The sequence below is a fragment of the Nocardioides sp. QY071 genome, assembly GCF_029961765.1.
Lineage (GTDB): Bacteria > Actinomycetota > Actinomycetes > Propionibacteriales > Nocardioidaceae > Nocardioides.
In genome coordinates this window covers 4,238,345-4,252,395 of sequence record NZ_CP124681.1, presented here as the reverse complement: position 1 = coordinate 4,252,395, position 14,051 = coordinate 4,238,345, and the positions used below count along the sequence as shown (strand labels likewise).

Sequence of the window (14,051 nt, the reverse complement as noted above, 5' to 3'; positions counted from 1 at the left end):
CGTCGACCCAGTCAGTCCGCGGGGCCGAGGTTGCCGTCGCCGGTCCCCGCGGCAGGCTCCTTGAGCTCCACGAACAGCACGTGCGTCGGGGTGTCCCCGATGTTCTCCCCGTGGTGCTCCTGCGCCGGCAGCCACCCCACCGTCCCCGCGGTCATCTCCACCTCGCGCTGCTGGTCGCCCGCGACCAGGCGCCGGCGGAACGACGACAGCGTGTACATCACGCTGTCCGGATGGGCGTGCGGCGTGGTCCGCGCGCCCGGCTCGTCGCGATACTCCAGCACCCGCACGCGGTCGTTCTCGAAGACCACCGCGTAGTGGTCCGGGTTGCTCGTCACCGGGTCCTCGGCCATCCACCGACCATCGCACCCGGTGCGCGTCGTGGCCATGGCCCGAACGGGTCAGACGGTCTCCGGGAACGCGATGCCGGTGTTGGCGTGGCAGCGGTAGCCGTTGGGCACCTTGTGCAGGTACTGCTGGTGGTGCGGCTCGGCGTAGTAGTACGCACCGGCGGGCTCGATCTCGGTGGTGATGTCGCCGTAGCCGCGGCGGGCGATCTCGTCGCCGTACACCTTGGTCAGCTCGCGGGCGGTCTGCTCCTGCTCGGGGGTCGTGTAGTAGATCGCCGAGCGGTACTGGGTGCCGACGTCGTTGCCCTGGCGCATGCCCTGGGTGGGGTCGTGGACGACGAAGAACTGCTTGACCAGGTCGGCGTAGGAGACCTGGTCGGGGTCGAAGACGATGCGCACGGCCTCGGTGTGGCCGGTGCGCCCGCTGCAGACCTCCTCGTACGTCGGGTTCGGGCTGACCCCGCCGGCGTATCCGACCGACGTGGACCAGACGCCGGGGACCTGCCAGTAGATCTCCTCGGCGCCCCAGAAGCAGCCGAGACCGAAGATCGCGACCTCGAGGCCGTCGGGGACCTCGTCGGTGACGAGGGGGGCGTCGAGGACCTCGTGCCGTGCGGGGAGGGGGAACGCCGGGGTGCTGCGGCCGGGCAGTGCCTCGGCGGGGTCGACCAGCTCGGTCTTGCGGCGGGAGAACATGGCTCCATTGTCTCCCGCCGCGCAAGGGGGTCAGGCCGCGCCGTGCGTGGCGCACCACGCGTCCCGCTTCGCCGGCTTCGCGACGAAGAAGGTACGGATCAGCTGCGCCTGGAGCGCGGAGTAGAGCTCGATCTCCTTCTCGACCAGCTTGCGGGCGGCCGGGGTCTTCGCGAGGACCAGGGCCTCGGCGTTGCGCCACACCATCTCCCGCCAGCCGCGCATGATGACGCCCGCGACCGCCTCCTCGGCGGTGCCCGCGTCGATGTCGTCGAAGGTCGGGTCGAAGCGGGCGGCCTCCTCGGCGAAGACCGGGGCGTAGAGGCTGTCGAGGCGGTTGTTGTAGCGGTTGTGGTCCACTTTGTGGCTCCCGTCCGGCCCGCTCAGGCCGACCGCCGCGAGGACGTGGGGGAAGTCGCTGTTGATGTGGGCGTTCATGGCGAGCAGGAAGTTGCCGAGGCCGCTCATCGCCCGGTCGTCCTCGGCCTGCAGCGCGATGCGCCACGCCGCGGGGATGCCGGTCCGGTCGCCGGAGGCCCACCTGCTCGTCGTGTCGAAGTACATCTGCGCGAACACCGCGTCGACCCGGTTCAGCCAGGCCCGGTCGTCGAAGTAGCCGCTGCGCACCGCATCGCGGACGTTCTCGGTCACCCGCAGGTACGCCAGCGAGAAGACCGCGCTGTGCGAGCACCTGCTCGCGAGCCCGCCGAGCCGGGCCTGCATCCGCGCGACCACGTCGTCGATGCAGGCGTCGGCGCCGTCGACGCAGACGTCCCCGGTGTACGGCGTCGCCGGCACCGGGATCGGCGCCAGCAGCCCGACCACGGCGTCCAGCGGTGGCAGGAGCAGGCCACGCAGCGGGTCCGGGTCGTCGTCGTACCCGGCGGCGGAGGCGGGCGCTGGGGCGGCGACGGCGGTGAGGGCGAGAACGCAGGGCAGGACGACGGCGGCCAGGAGCCGGGTGAGGGCGGTCACACCCGGGAAACGAGCAGTTGCTCGCTTTGGTCACGATCGGTGGCTGTGGAAACTCCTTCGACAGTGTCGGAGGCAGCGCGCATGGTGGTGGTACCACTTCGATACCGAAAGGACTACCATGACGGCTATGGCCTTCACCCTGCGGACCGACGCAGAGCTCGAGGCTGCTCTTGCGGAGCTCGCGGCCACGCAGGGCCTGTCCAAGCAGGAGGTCGTGCGTCGCGCGGTGCTCGACCTCCACCAGCGGACACAGCACAAGAGCCGGGTGGCCGCGGCATCAGCCGCGTCCCGTGAGCGCTGGGGTGAGGTGCTCGACCGACTTGGTTCCGTCTGATGGTCGAGTACCTCGACCTGGAGGACCTTCTCGCGCTCACCGAGGACCTCGGGGCAGGACCGCTGCGCGACGCCGGATTGCTCGAGGCTGCCGTCGCCCGGCCGCGTACGACGGTCTTCGGTGACGATGCCTACCCGACCCTGCTCGACAAGGCGGCCGCGTTGTTGCACTCGATCGGCAGGAACCACGGACTGGTCGACGGCAACAAGCGCCTGGCCTGGTTGGCCACGGACGTCTTCCTACGGATCAACGGCCTTGTGCTGGTGATGCCCGATGACGCTGCCTTCGATCTCGTGATGGCGGTCGCCGACGGCTCCATCGATGTCACTGAGATCGCCGCGGCGCTCGACCGAGCCCTCCCGAAGCTTGAGTAGGCTCGAACGGTGAGCGACAACCACATCGACGAGCACCTCGACGGCGCCGGCTTCGAGACCCGGGCCATCCACGCCGGCTACGCACCCGACCCGACGACCGGCGCGGTGATCCCGCCCATCTACGCGACCTCGACCTACGCCCAGGACGGTGTGGGCGGGCTGCGGAGCGGCTACGAGTACAGCCGCTCGGCCAACCCCACGCGCACCGCGCTGGAGTCGACCCTGGCGGCGCTCGAGGGCGGCGCACACGGGTACGCCTTCGCCTCCGGGCTCGCGGCCGAGGACACCCTGATCCGGGCGCTGTGCAAGCCGGGCGACCACGTGGTGCTCCCCAACGACGCGTACGGCGGCACCTTCCGTCTCTTCGACAAGGTCGCCACGGTCTGGGGTGTCGAGCACAGCCCGGCGCCGGTGACCGACGTCGACGCCGTGCGGGCGGCGATCAGGCCGGGCGTGACCCGGATGGTCTGGGTGGAGACGCCGACCAACCCGCTGCTGTCGATCGGCGACATCGAGGCACTGGCCGCGGTGGCCCACGACGCCGGGGCGCTGCTCGTCGTCGACAACACCTTCGCGTCGTCGTACCTCCAGCAGCCGCTGGCCCTCGGCGCCGACGTGGTCGTGCACTCGACGACGAAGTACGCCGGCGGCCACTCCGACGTCGTCGGCGGTGCCCTCGTGGTCGACGACGACGCGCTGGCCGAGCGCATCGGGTTCCACCAGAACTCCATCGGCGGCGTCGCCGGCCCGTTCGACTCGTGGCTGGTGCTGCGCGGCCTCAAGACCCTCGCGCTGCGCATGGAGCGCCACAGCGACAACGCCGAGAAGGTCGCCGACTTCCTGAGCAGGCACCCGGCCGTCAGCCAGGTGATCTACCCCGGGCTCGCCGACCACCCGGGCCACGCCGTCGCGAGCCGGCAGATGAGGCGGTACGGCGGCATGGTCTCCTTCCGCGTCAAGGGCGGCGAGGAACAGGCGCTCGCGATCTGCGCGGCCACCAAGGTCTTCACCCTGGGGGAGTCGCTGGGAGGCGTCGAGTCGCTGATCGAGCACCCGGGCCGGATGACGCACGCCAGCGTCGCGGGCACCGACCTCGAGGTGCCGGCCGACCTGGTCCGGCTCAGCGTCGGCATCGAGACGTCCGAGGACCAGCTCGCCGACCTGGCCCGCGCACTGGAGACCACCGTCTAGCCTGACCGGGTGACCAGCGACGGCGCGACCGAGCCCGAGGACCCGACGACCGCGGAGGCGGAGGAGAACGCGGTCGAGGAGGCGGAGGAGGACGAGCCGCCCCTGGGCCCCGACGAGGGCGAGCGGGAGGAGCGGCTGTTCCGTCGCTTCGCCCACCAGTGGGCGCTGCTGCGCGAGGAGCGGGACGAGCGGCGGCACGAACCGCCGTCGTTCAGCACCGGTCCGTCCAACCTGCGCCGAGCCGAGGTGCCCTACGGCCTGGACCTTGCGGCCGGCTGGGCCTGGCGGCTGCTGCTGATCGCGGGCGCGGGCTACCTGCTGCTGTGGCTGGTCGGCTACTTCGCGGTGGTCACCGTGCCGCTCGCGGTGGCGCTGCTGATCAGCGCGCTGGCGGCGCCGTTCGCGCAAGGGGTGAACCGGGCCGGGCTGCCGCGCGGCCTGTCCGCATTGCTCGTGGTGATCACCGGGTTCGCCGTGGTCGGCATGCTGCTGACCTTCGCCGGACAGCAGGTGGCCGCGGGTGCCAACGACCTCGCGGACTCCACCGTGCAGGGCCTGCAGGAGATCCGCGACTGGCTGCGCGACGGCCCCCTGCACGCCAGCGACTCGCAGATCAACGACTACATCAAGAGTGCGCAGGACCTGATCACCGAGCGGTCCAAGGACGGCGGGGTCATCACCCAGGTCACCGAGGTCGGTGCGGCGCTCGGCCACGTCGTGGCGGGCTTCTTCATCGCGCTGTTCGCGACCTACTTCTTCCTCGCCGACGGCGACCGGATCTGGTCGTGGGTGGTCCGGATCGCGCCGCGCGCCGCCCGCGAGCGGGTCGACAGCTCGGGCCGGGTGGCCTGGCTGTCGCTGGTGCAGTTCGTCCGCGCCACCGTCGTGGTCGCGCTCGTCGACGCTGTCGGCATCGCGATCGGTGCCGCGATCCTCAAGGTGCCGTTCGTGCTGGCGATCGGCGTGCTGGTCTTCCTCGGCGCCTTCGTGCCGATGATCGGTGCCACCATCGCCGGCAGCGTCGCGATCCTGGTCGCGCTCGTCGACCAGGGCCCGGTCACCGCGCTGCTCATGCTCGCCGTCGTGATCGGCGTGCAGCAGCTCGAGGGCCACGTCCTGCAGCCGTTCCTGCTCGGGCGCTGGGTCTCGCTGCACCCGCTCGGCGTGATCCTCGCGATCGCCTGCGGCGTTCTGGTCGCCGGCATCGCGGGCGCGCTGGTCGCCGTACCGCTGGCCGCGGCCGCGAACGCGGTGGTCCTGCACCTGGCCGAAATGGCCGAAATGGCCGAACCGCCGGCCTCCGAGGAGGAGACCGGCGGTCCGGAGGAGTCAGCAGGTCAGCCTGCGTAGGCCCATCAACCGGTGAAGGGCCGTGCGTCGAGGATGACCACGGTCTGGGTCTTGCCGTTGACCTCGTAGGACACCGTGTCGCCCTTGCTGCGGCCGTTGATGGCCTGGCCCAGCGGCGACTGCGGCGAGTAGACCGTCAGGCCCTCGGGGTCGATCTCGCGCGCGCCGAGGAGGAAGGACTCCGCCTCGTCGTCGTCATCGCCCTCGAACTTGTAGGTCACGACCATGCCCGGCTCGACGACGCCGTCGTCGGGAGGGGTCTCGCCGACCTCGGCGCGACGGAGCATGTCCTTGAGCTGGATGATGCGGGCCTCGTTCTTGCCCTGCTCCTCGCGGGCGGCGTGGTAGCCGCCGTTCTCCTTCAGGTCACCCTCGTCGCGCGCAGCACTGATCTCGGCAACGATCTCGGCGCGGCGGGGCCCTTGGAGGTGCTCCAGCTCGGCCTGCAGCTTGTCGTAGGCGTCCTGGGTCAGCCAGATCGTGTTCTGGCCGCTCTGGTCGGTCTGCGTCATGGGTGCTCCTGCACATGCTCGTTCGCGTACCCGTCCGGGTACATGAACGATCGAGTCTACCGGTAGCGGGTCTGTCCCGAGGTCTTGCAGCCGATCCACTCGACCGTGGTGGCCCGGCGCTCGGTGCGCACGGTCACCTCCTGCACGGCTTCGTCGTCGCGGCCGGGCGTGAAGCTCTGCTCGCCGACCACCGCCTTGTCGTGGGAGATCGCGCGCGCCACGCAGGTCGCGTCGACCGGGCCGTCGCCGTACGTCACCCGGACCCGGATCGTCGCGGTGTGGTCGTCGACCACCTCGTGCCCGATCTCCTCGGAGGAGACCGCCGGGTTGGCGTGGAAGAGCATCGCCCACAGCAGCCAGCCGAGGAAGACGACCACGACCGCGCCGGCACCCACCACGACCGCCGTGCGACGACCGCGGGACGGAGCGCCGTAGCGCTGGGCCAGGGTGCCGGGATCGTCGGGAGAGGTGCTCACCGATCCATGGTCCCATGAGGGGAATCCCTACGATGGTGCGCATGCCCTCCTCGCACGCGCCTGCCACCGACCGCTCCGGGCTGCGGTTGATGCACGTCCACGCCCACCCCGACGACGAGTCGAGCAAGGGCGCCGCGTCGACGGCGATGTACGCCGCCCAGGGCGCCGACGTCCGGGTCGTCACCTGCACGGGCGGCGAGCGCGGTTCGATCCTCAACCCGAAGATGGACCGCCCCGAGATCCTCGAGAACATCACCGAGGTGCGCCGCCAGGAGATGGAGCGGGCCCGCGACATCCTCGGGATCTCCCAGTCCTGGCTGGGATTCGTCGACTCGGGGTGGCCCGACGGCGACCCGAAGCCGCCGCTGCCCGAGGGCTGCTTCGGCCTGGTGCCGCTCGAGGAGGCGGCCGAGCGGCTGGTCCGGCAGATCCGGGAGTTCCGGCCCCACGTCGTGACGACGTACGACGAGCGCGGCGGCTACCCGCACCCCGACCACATCCGCTGCCACGAGGTGAGCGTCGCGGCCTTCGAGGCGGCCGGCGACCCCGAGCGGTTCCCCGACGCGGGGGAGCCGTGGCAGCCGTCGAAGCTCTACTACCACCACTCCTTCAACCGCCCGCGGATGCAGGCGCTGCACGACGCGATGCTCGCCCACGGGCTGGAGTCACCGTGGGAGGAGCGCCTCAAGGAGTGGAAGCCCGAGCCCGAGTGGGACGCCCGGATCACCACCCGGGTGCCGTGCGCCGACTACTTCGGCGTGCGCGACCAGGCGCTGCTCGCCCACGCCACGCAGATCGACCCCGACGGCTTCTGGTTCGCGATCCCGCGCGAGCTGCAGCAGGACGTCTGGCCGACCGAGGACTTCGAGCTCGTGGTGAGCCACGTCGCGTCGCCGACGCCGGAGGACGACCTCTTCGCAGGCGTCACTGGGGATGCCTGAGACACTGATCCCATGCATGCCGTCGTCGCCACCGTCGTCTCCGCCGTGGCCGCCAAGGACAAGCCGGTCGACCAGGACACCAACATCGTGGCCGGCTGGACGGCGTTCTGGATCTTCCTGCTGCTGATCGCCGCCGTCGTGGTGATCGGCTTCGCGCTGACCCGGAGCCTGCGGACCGCGGCCCGCGCCAAGGACGCCGGCGTCTACGGCGACGAGCCGGTCGTCGACGACTCCGACGACGCCGGCCCGGAGTCCCCGAGGGAGTGAACCGGTGATCGGCCTGGACCAGCTCCTCGGCTTCGGCCTCGCTGCGCTGATCCTGATCGTCATCCCCGGTCCGAGCGTGGTGTTCGTGGTCGGCCGGGCCGTTTCCTACGGCCAGCGGGTCGCCCTGGCGAGCGTCCTCGGCAACACGGTCGGGGTGCTGGTCGTCATGGTGCTGGTGTGCCTGGGGCTGGGCGCGGTGGTGGCCGAGTCCCAGCTGGTCTTCACCGGGATCAAGCTGGCCGGCGCGGCCTTCCTGGTCTGGCTGGGCGTCCAGGCCCTGGGCCATCGCCGCGAGATGCGGATGGGCGCGGACGAGGAGCGGGCGCCGGTGTCGCCGGGCCGAGCGCTGCGCCAGGGCGTCATGGTCGGCGTCAGCAACCCCAAGACCTTCATGATGTTCGCTGCGCTGCTGCCGCCGTTCGTCGACAGGTCGGGCGAGGGGGCGTCGGTGCCGGCGCAGATGCTGCTCCTCGGCTGCTTCGCGGTCGCGATCGGCCTGCTCTGCGACTCGGCCTGGGCCGTGGCCGCCGGCCGGGCCCGCGACTGGTTCGTCGCGTCGGAGAGGCGCGGCCGCGCGCTGGGTGCGATCGGCGGTACGTCGATGATCGGGCTCGGCGTGGGCATGGCGCTCACCGGTCACGGCGACAGGTAGCGCTCACGCCATCAGGTAGCCGCCCACCAGTGCCAGCACCTCGTCGAGCAGCTGCTCGCGGGTGACCGCGTCCGGCTGGTCCAGCACCCAGCGCATGGCGAGGTTCTCGATCGCGAGCACCACGACCCAGGCGGTGACCGCGGGGTTCGGCCGGGTGGTGGTGCCCGGCCGGGCGGCGAGGTACGTCGTGACGAGCTCGCGCACGCGGCGCTCCAGCGCGGCCCGGCGCTCCCTGTTGCGTTGCACGGGCAGCTCCTCGGCCACCACGCGCAGCAGCTCCCGGTCGGCCTCCAGCGCGGTCAGCAGCGCGTCCGCGGTGTCGCGGACCATCGCCGGCCCGAACTCGCCGATCCGGTCGGCCAGCGAGGCGGCGACGCGGTCGGCGACCTCCTCCCAGTAGCGGTCGATGACGACCTGCAGGATCGCGGCCTTGTCCGGGAAGTACTGGTAGAGCGACCCGGGGCTCACGCCCGCGACGGTCGCGACCCGGTTGGTGCTGAAGGCGTCGTACCCGCGCTCGACGAGGACCGTCCGTCCGGCAGCGACGATCCGCTCGACCATCTCCCGGGACCGGGCCTGCTGGGGGGCCTTGCGCACGGGACGAGCGTAGGGCGTCAGGCGCTGCGGCTGGTGAGCAGGCGGCGCTTGGCGGCGTACATCTGGGCGTCGGCCTCCAGCAGCGCGTCCGGCAGCAGCCCGATGTCGGTGACCGCGGCTGTGCCGACGCTGGCGCGGCGACCGACCGCGGCGGCGAGCCGGGCGTGCAGGTCGTCGGGGGAGAGGCCGGGGGCGAGGACGGCGAACTCGTCGCCGCCGAGCCGGGCCACGACGTCGGTCTCGCGCAGGGCGGTGGACAGGGTGTTGGCGAGGCGGCGGATGAGCGCGTCGCCAGCGCTGTGGCCGTCGGAGTCGTTGACGACCTTGAGGCCGTCGAGGTCGACGAAGCCCACGGCGGCCTCGGTGCCGGGTGTCCAGCGGACCCGGGACTGCTCGAAGAAGCCGCGCCGGTTCCACAGCCCGGTGAGCTCGTCGGTGGAGGCGAGGTGGTGGGTGGCCTCGCGCAGGGCGACGGCGGAGGCGAGCTGGTCGTGGACCGCGAGCTTGTCGAGGGCGACGGACGTGGCGTTGGCCAGGCCCTGGAGCAGCGTGATCTCGGTGTCGGTGGCGGTGCGGTCCTCGGCCCAGTAGGCGCCGATCGCGGCGATCGGGTCCAGGGAGCGCACCGGCATCATCACCAGGCTCCGGACGAACGTCGGCCGGTAGGCCTCGTGCGGGATCCGGTCGTCGAGGTAGATGTCGGGGATCACGACGTGCTGCTTGTTGAGCATGGCCCAGCCGCTGATGCAGGCCTCCAGCGGGAACCGGTGGCCCTTCCACAGCGGGGCGATCGCGTCCTCGTCGGCATAGAAGCACTGCCCGCCGTCGCGCAGCACGAAGGTCGCGCCGTCGCAGTCGGCGAGCTCACGGGCGGCGGTCCGCACGACCTGCTGGACCCCCGGCAGGTCGGGGGCCATCGACAGCTGCTGTACGGCGAGCAGCAGGCGGTCCAGCTGGGCGGGCTCCATGGCGTCATCCTTCCATTCGCGAGTTGAATGCGAGCAAACACTCGCGTCAGGATGGAGGCATGAGCACCGACGTGGCCCCGGCGGCCGAGGACTCCCTCCCACAGCCCTTCCCGTCCCGCTTCCGCGCCGGCGGCGAGCGCAACCGGCGCCTGGGCCGCCCGCTCAAGGTGGTCGGGCGGGTGCGCGGGGTGGACGAGGCGCTGCTCGACCGGATCGGCCGGGCCATGTTCGAGCGCGACGAGCTCGGCGCGGCCCTCGCGGACGCGATCCGGTTGCGAGGGGACGCTCCCGGACGGGTGCGGATGGACCAGTTCCGCCGGGCGCTCGAGGGCGGCCTGGCCGCCGTACCCGATGCGCCGCCGGCGCTCGTCGACTTCCTCTCCGAGCTCGAGCGCGACCCGGAGTGGCTCGACCGCGACCTCGTCGAGGAGGGCGCCCGGGTCTTCCGGCGGCTCGGGCAGAACGCCCAGGACGTGCTGCTCCAGCTCTCCCTCGTCGGTGGCTACCGGTTCGGCGGCCCCACCGACCTCCTCGTCGCCACCGGCGGGCTGACCGGCGAGCAGACCCTGCGCCGGCTCGCCGAGACCCAGAAGTGGGGCGCCAGCCTCACCGACCCCGGCTCGCTCGTGGCACCGCGCGACGGGCAGGCGCCCGGCGAGGGCTGGCGGCTGACCGTCCACGTCCGGCTGATGCACGCCCTCGTCAACCACGCCTTCGAGGACAGCTGGGACACCGCGCAGTGGGGGCTCCCGATCAACCAGGCCGACCAGGCCTCGACCCTCGGGCTGTTCGACGGGGTGCTGATCATCGGGTCCCGGGCGCTCGGCGTACCGATCTCGTCGTCGGAGTCCCGGGCGCTGATGCACCTGTGGAAGTACGTCGGCTGGCTGATGGGCGTGCACCCCGACTTCCTCGTCGACGACGAGTGGGAGCGGCACCGGATCGACTACCACGTGCTGCTCGCCCAGGGGCCGCTCACCGAGGCCGGGCCGCAGCTCGCGCAGGCCGTGGTCGAGGCGCAGGCGCTGCGTCGCTATCCCGGGTGGCCGGCGGTGCTGCAGGGAGCGCGTGCCCGCTACGAACGAGAGCGCCTGCTCTCGATGCTGACCGTCTTCCTCGGTCCCGAGAGCATGCGCGAGCTCGGCCTGCCGATGCGGCCGCCGTGGGCGCACGCGTACCTCGTCGCGCTCAACACCGCGCGCTACCGGGTGCTCAAGCGGCTGCCCGGCGGCCCGGACCGCCTTGCCCGGTGGGGTGGGCGGCGGGCGCAGTGGCTGCTCGACAGCTACTTCCAGGGGGATGCGGAGGACGTCGGCGAGCTCAGGGCGTGACGTCGGCCGGGTCGCCTCGTCGTCATCCTCGACGTCCGGATTCGCTTGCGCGACCGGCGGTGACAGGCGAGGCTGAGCGGTCTGGGGGTGACATCGGTCGCGGTCCGCCGCGATGCTCCCTCCAACCCTCAGGACGTCTCCATGAAACTCCGCTCCCTGCGGACGGCGGCCGCCGGCCTCGCCGTCCTCGTCGTCTCGGCCCTGCTCGGAGCGGCGCCCGCTACGGCTGCCGGCGAGGGCACGCTCGTCGTCAACGTCGTCGACCAGTACGGCCGGCCCACCGTCGGGGTCCTGATGGTCCGCGGCGTCGACGGCGCTCAGTACTACGACGGCCCGGGCGGCAGCGGGTTCGCCGCCACGAGCTCTCACACACTGTCCGTCCCGGCGGGTGACTTCGCGTTCCAGCACGTCGCCCCCTGGGCCGGTCTCGACTGCCGGGGGATGTCGCCGTGCTCGCTGCTGACCCCGCCGGTGACCTACGAGGCGGCGACGACCGTCAGCGCGAGTGCGACCACGACCTACACCCTGCACGTCGAGGTCCCGACCGTCGTCGGCGCCGCGAACAACGGGGCGACGCTCTCAGTCCAGCCGTCAGAAGGGTTCGCGGCCCTGCAGGCGGCTCTTGCCTACTCGCCCTTCGGGAGCGGTCTCGCGACCTACCAGTGGACACGGGGCGGCGCGGACATCCAGGGAGCGACCGCGTCGTCCTACACGACCGGACCCGCGGACGGGGGTCAATCCGTGGCGGCGCGCCTGATCCCCTCGCAGGGTCAGATCCTGTTGTTGTCCTCGTTGGGCGGACAGGTCGTTCCTCTCCTCACGAACTCCATCGTGGTCGACCGGATCGTGCCCGGTGCCACGACCACGAAGGTCAAGGTGCCGAAGAGGTTCGGTGCCGACGAGAAGGTCAGCCTGAAGGCGGAGGTGCGGGCCGCCGCGGGGGTCCCCGACGGCTACGTCCGGATCAGGATCGGCCGGTTCAAGACCCAGAAGGCGCTGATCGGCGGAAAGGTGCTGGTGACCCTGCCCCGCTTGAAGGCGGGCATCTACCGTCTGCGGGTCACCTACCTGGGGTCGACCTACTTCTCCGGATCCAGGGTGAAGAAGACCAAGGTCGTCGTCCGCCGCTCGTAGTGCGCCAGAGCGGACGGGGCGGTCGGTCAGCCGTTGGCGGCCGGCTCGCCGGTGTCGCGGACCAGGTAGACCCAGGGGAAGGCGCGGCAGCCGACCTGCCAGCCGTCCTTCTCGTAGCGCCCCAGGCCGCCGGTCCACACGACCCGCTTGTGCTCCCACTGCGTCGCGGTGCGGACCATGTGGTGCCGCAGCAGGCCGGCACCGGTGGTGCGCCAGCCGAGGCGGCCGGCGAGCTCGAGCTCCTGCATCTCGTCGAACGCGGTGACCGGGCCGAGCCAGCGCTCCTCGGGGTCCTCGGCGCCGGGGGTGGCGGGCTCGCGGCCGAAGCGCTGCTGCGCGGCCTGCCGGGTCAGGCCGAGGGTGCCGCCGATGGCCGACCAGCTGTGCCCGCCCGCGCGGGCGGCGTTGACCGCCTGCTGGAGGAGGTCGGCGGTGACCAGGTCCGCGTCCGCCGTACGACGGACCAGGGCGAGCTGGTCCTGAGCGTCGGCGCCGTTCAGGATCGCGCGGCCGATCGCCTCGGCGAGGTCGCTCACCGCTGGTCCTCGTCGCGGCTGGGCAGCCACATGCCGTCGTCGCCCTTCCGCTTGCGCAGGCGCGCGGAGAGCGTGAGGACGCCGAGGAGGATGAGCGCGACGCCGGCCCCCTGGCAGAACCCGCGCGGCAGCCCGTCGAGGGGGAGGGCGGCCATGGTCAGCGCGATGCCGAGCACGATCCGGACGAGAGACTTGTCGGGCATGTGTCAACGATGTCTTGACGTCGGTGGAATGTCAACCTTGCGTTGACGTCCGTGGTGGGGTGCCGGGTGTCGGCGCCGTGTGGGAGATTCCTGTCGTGGCTCGCCCGACCCGTCCCGACGTCCCCGGTGCCTACGTCGCCCGGCTCCGTGCGATCTTCGCGCGGCTGCCGCAGTGCCGCGAGGAGGACGCCTGGGTGGGCGTGCGCTGGCGCGTCGAGGGGACCACGGCGACGGTCGCGCACGTGTTCGGCGGGGAGGACCAGCTGTTCCGGGTCATGTTCCGCGCCGAGCCGGAGGAGGTGATGGCGTTCCAGCACCTCGGGGCGCCGTACTTCAAGGCGGACTGGGGCGGCAACGTCGTCGGCCTGCTCGTCGACGACGACACCGACTGGGTCGAGCTCGGCGAGCTGCTCACCGACTCGTTCTGCCTGCAGGCGCCCCAGCGCCTGGTCGACCAGGTCGACCGGCCCGGGGCCTAGTGGTCTCGCGCGTGCGCGCCAGCCGCAGGCCGGTCGCCAGCAGCCACACGATCCAGGCGAGATAGCCGGGCATCCCCACGAACAGGAGGGGCGAGCCGTCCGCGATGGCGAGGCTGGCCGACCCGGCGACGAGCAACAGGCCCCCGCCGGCGATGCCGAGCAGGCGCTGCCACGGCGGCGTCAGCCCGCTCGCGTGCGCCGCCAGCGCGGCGCCGACGAGGGTGCTGCCGAGCGCCGGAAGTGCCAGCGCGAACGCCGCAGCATGGAGCTGCCAGGCGAGCTCGAACAGCGGGCTCGGCTCGCCGAGCCCGCCGGCGGAGAGCACGACGCCGTTCCACAGGACGGCGTAGAGCGCGAGGACCGCCGAGAGGGTCGCGCCGGCGGCCACGGCGAGGCGCGACCAGTCCGCGCCCGCACCCCCGCGGCGCTGGACGAGCCCGTGGAGCCCGGTCACGAATCCCAGCAACAGTGGCAGGTTCAGCGCCTCCAGGCCGACCGCGAACGCGACCGTGCCCCGGTGCTCCGCGTGGAAGGCGAGCACGTCCTCGATCGGGTCCCCGTAGCCCGGTGCCCCGACCCAGACCAGCACGACGTTCTGGACCACCAACGACGCTGCCAACGCGATCGCCGTCGCGGCGACGACCCGCTCTCGGGGTCCTCCGTGCGGGGTGGGCCTCGTCATCGGTCGCTC

Annotated in this window: 20 protein-coding genes; 10 read left to right on the top strand and 10 right to left on the bottom strand. The window is 72.0% G+C overall.

All coding sequences use genetic code 11. From position 1 onward, the window contains the following. Positions 1–11: 11 nt before the first annotated feature. From QI633_RS20450 to QI633_RS20440, 3 genes are read right to left on the bottom strand one after another with little or no spacing between them, the layout of a single operon-like run. On the bottom strand, positions 12–350 hold the full coding sequence (locus tag QI633_RS20450) for a cytoplasmic protein (RefSeq protein WP_141797678.1): 339 nt from the start codon (positions 348–350) through the stop codon (positions 12–14). A 48-nt stretch (positions 351–398) separates the two neighbouring features. Then, a complete protein-coding gene (gene msrA, locus QI633_RS20445) occupies positions 399–1,043 on the bottom strand; it encodes a peptide-methionine (S)-S-oxide reductase MsrA (protein WP_141797679.1) in 645 nt (214 codons plus the stop codon). A gap of 30 nt (positions 1,044–1,073) precedes the next feature. Beyond that, positions 1,074–2,015: a DUF5995 family protein gene (locus QI633_RS20440; RefSeq protein ID WP_282426898.1), complete on the bottom strand. Its 942-nt coding sequence runs from the start codon at positions 2,013–2,015 to the stop codon at positions 1,074–1,076. 127 nt (positions 2,016–2,142) lie between these two features. Between QI633_RS20440 and QI633_RS20435 the strand changes: the two genes are divergently transcribed. From QI633_RS20435 to QI633_RS20420, 4 genes are read left to right on the top strand one after another with little or no spacing between them, the layout of a single operon-like run. Next, positions 2,143–2,349, top strand: coding sequence for a ribbon-helix-helix protein, CopG family (locus QI633_RS20435; protein ID WP_141797681.1), 207 nt, complete (start codon positions 2,143–2,145; stop codon positions 2,347–2,349). Continuing rightward, entirely contained in the window at positions 2,349–2,723 is a 375-nt protein-coding gene (locus QI633_RS20430; RefSeq protein ID WP_282426897.1) for a Fic family protein, read from the top strand. The genes QI633_RS20435 and QI633_RS20430 overlap by 1 nt, the downstream gene beginning before the upstream one ends. A 9-nt stretch (positions 2,724–2,732) precedes the next feature. Further along, positions 2,733–3,914 carry a cystathionine gamma-synthase gene (locus QI633_RS20425; protein ID WP_141797683.1) on the top strand — a complete coding sequence of 394 codons (1,182 nt, stop codon included), beginning with the start codon at positions 2,733–2,735 and terminating at the stop codon, positions 3,912–3,914. Between the two features lie 9 nt (positions 3,915–3,923). Continuing rightward, entirely contained in the window at positions 3,924–5,264 is a 1,341-nt protein-coding gene (locus QI633_RS20420; RefSeq protein WP_282426896.1) for an AI-2E family transporter, read from the top strand. Between the two features lie 5 nt (positions 5,265–5,269). Here QI633_RS20420 and greA read toward each other — a convergent pair whose 3' ends face one another. Continuing rightward, positions 5,270–5,776, bottom strand: a complete 507-nt coding sequence (gene greA / locus QI633_RS20415) for a transcription elongation factor GreA (RefSeq protein WP_141797685.1) — start codon at positions 5,774–5,776, stop codon at positions 5,270–5,272. A 56-nt stretch (positions 5,777–5,832) separates the two neighbouring features. Then, complete coding sequence (locus QI633_RS20410) at positions 5,833–6,252, bottom strand: DUF4307 domain-containing protein (protein WP_141797686.1); 420 nt, start codon at positions 6,250–6,252, stop codon at positions 5,833–5,835. A gap of 41 nt (positions 6,253–6,293) precedes the next feature. On the opposite strand from QI633_RS20410, the gene mca reads away from it, so the two are divergent. The 3 genes from mca to QI633_RS20395 are packed head-to-tail and all read left to right on the top strand — an operon-like array spanning position 6,294 to position 8,112. Then, complete coding sequence (mca, locus tag QI633_RS20405; protein ID WP_141797687.1) at positions 6,294–7,193, top strand: mycothiol conjugate amidase Mca; 900 nt, start codon at positions 6,294–6,296, stop codon at positions 7,191–7,193. 12 nt (positions 7,194–7,205) lie between these two features. Next, complete coding sequence (locus QI633_RS20400) at positions 7,206–7,460, top strand: hypothetical protein (RefSeq protein ID WP_141797688.1); 255 nt, start codon at positions 7,206–7,208, stop codon at positions 7,458–7,460. A gap of 4 nt (positions 7,461–7,464) precedes the next feature. Then, complete coding sequence (locus tag QI633_RS20395; RefSeq protein WP_282426895.1) at positions 7,465–8,112, top strand: LysE family translocator; 648 nt, start codon at positions 7,465–7,467, stop codon at positions 8,110–8,112. A gap of 3 nt (positions 8,113–8,115) precedes the next feature. On the opposite strand, the gene QI633_RS20390 is transcribed toward QI633_RS20395, so the two are convergent. Further along, positions 8,116–8,709 carry a TetR/AcrR family transcriptional regulator gene (locus tag QI633_RS20390; RefSeq protein ID WP_222117770.1) on the bottom strand — a complete coding sequence of 198 codons (594 nt, stop codon included), beginning with the start codon at positions 8,707–8,709 and terminating at the stop codon, positions 8,116–8,118. Between the two features lie 17 nt (positions 8,710–8,726). Further along, the gene (locus QI633_RS20385; RefSeq protein WP_282426894.1) at positions 8,727–9,677 is read right to left on the bottom strand and encodes a sensor domain-containing diguanylate cyclase; all 951 of its coding nucleotides are present in this window, start codon (positions 9,675–9,677) and stop codon (positions 8,727–8,729) included. Positions 9,678–9,736: 59 nt separating this feature from the next. Between QI633_RS20385 and QI633_RS20380 the strand changes: the two genes are divergently transcribed. Together QI633_RS20380 and QI633_RS20375 are read left to right on the top strand one after the other, a co-directional pair. Beyond that, positions 9,737–11,008 carry an oxygenase MpaB family protein gene (locus QI633_RS20380; protein ID WP_282426893.1) on the top strand — a complete coding sequence of 424 codons (1,272 nt, stop codon included), beginning with the start codon at positions 9,737–9,739 and terminating at the stop codon, positions 11,006–11,008. Positions 11,009–11,149: 141 nt separating this feature from the next. Next, positions 11,150–12,142 (top strand): hypothetical protein, encoded by a 993-nt coding sequence (locus QI633_RS20375; protein ID WP_282426892.1) that lies wholly within the window; start codon positions 11,150–11,152, stop codon positions 12,140–12,142. 26 nt (positions 12,143–12,168) lie between these two features. On the opposite strand, the gene QI633_RS20370 is transcribed toward QI633_RS20375, so the two are convergent. After that, positions 12,169–12,678, bottom strand: coding sequence for a hypothetical protein (locus QI633_RS20370; RefSeq protein WP_282426891.1), 510 nt, complete (start codon positions 12,676–12,678; stop codon positions 12,169–12,171). After that, positions 12,675–12,881 carry a hypothetical protein gene (locus QI633_RS20365; protein ID WP_141797693.1) on the bottom strand — a complete coding sequence of 69 codons (207 nt, stop codon included), beginning with the start codon at positions 12,879–12,881 and terminating at the stop codon, positions 12,675–12,677. The genes QI633_RS20370 and QI633_RS20365 overlap by 4 nt, the downstream gene beginning before the upstream one ends. 95 nt (positions 12,882–12,976) lie before the next feature. On the opposite strand from QI633_RS20365, the gene QI633_RS20360 reads away from it, so the two are divergent. Then, on the top strand, positions 12,977–13,360 hold the full coding sequence (locus QI633_RS20360) for an MmcQ/YjbR family DNA-binding protein (RefSeq protein ID WP_141797694.1): 384 nt from the start codon (positions 12,977–12,979) through the stop codon (positions 13,358–13,360). Here the strand turns inward: QI633_RS20360 and QI633_RS20355 are convergent. Next, a complete protein-coding gene (locus QI633_RS20355) occupies positions 13,293–14,042 on the bottom strand; it encodes a hypothetical protein (protein WP_282426890.1) in 750 nt (249 codons plus the stop codon). The genes QI633_RS20360 and QI633_RS20355 overlap by 68 nt on opposite strands. Positions 14,043–14,051: the final 9 nt, after the last annotated feature.

What these genes read in the sequence shown, in the direction of transcription:
- QI633_RS20450 (WP_141797678.1), bottom strand. Translation starts at nt 350, where the DNA reads ATGGCCGAGGACCCGGTGACGAGCAACCCGGACCACTACGCGGTGGTC.
- msrA (WP_141797679.1), bottom strand. Translation starts at nt 1,043, where the DNA reads ATGTTCTCCCGCCGCAAGACCGAGCTGGTCGACCCCGCCGAGGCACTG.
- QI633_RS20435 (WP_141797681.1), top strand. Translation starts at nt 2,143, where the DNA reads ATGGCCTTCACCCTGCGGACCGACGCAGAGCTCGAGGCTGCTCTTGCG.
- QI633_RS20430 (WP_282426897.1), top strand. Translation starts at nt 2,349, where the DNA reads ATGGTCGAGTACCTCGACCTGGAGGACCTTCTCGCGCTCACCGAGGAC.
- greA (WP_141797685.1), bottom strand. Translation starts at nt 5,776, where the DNA reads ATGACGCAGACCGACCAGAGCGGCCAGAACACGATCTGGCTGACCCAG.
- mca (WP_141797687.1), top strand. Translation starts at nt 6,294, where the DNA reads ATGCCCTCCTCGCACGCGCCTGCCACCGACCGCTCCGGGCTGCGGTTG.
- QI633_RS20400 (WP_141797688.1), top strand. Translation starts at nt 7,206, where the DNA reads ATGCATGCCGTCGTCGCCACCGTCGTCTCCGCCGTGGCCGCCAAGGAC.
- QI633_RS20385 (WP_282426894.1), bottom strand. Translation starts at nt 9,677, where the DNA reads ATGGAGCCCGCCCAGCTGGACCGCCTGCTGCTCGCCGTACAGCAGCTG.
- QI633_RS20380 (WP_282426893.1), top strand. Translation starts at nt 9,737, where the DNA reads ATGAGCACCGACGTGGCCCCGGCGGCCGAGGACTCCCTCCCACAGCCC.
- QI633_RS20375 (WP_282426892.1), top strand. Translation starts at nt 11,150, where the DNA reads ATGAAACTCCGCTCCCTGCGGACGGCGGCCGCCGGCCTCGCCGTCCTC.
- QI633_RS20365 (WP_141797693.1), bottom strand. Translation starts at nt 12,881, where the DNA reads ATGCCCGACAAGTCTCTCGTCCGGATCGTGCTCGGCATCGCGCTGACC.
- QI633_RS20355 (WP_282426890.1), bottom strand. Translation starts at nt 14,042, where the DNA reads ATGACGAGGCCCACCCCGCACGGAGGACCCCGAGAGCGGGTCGTCGCC.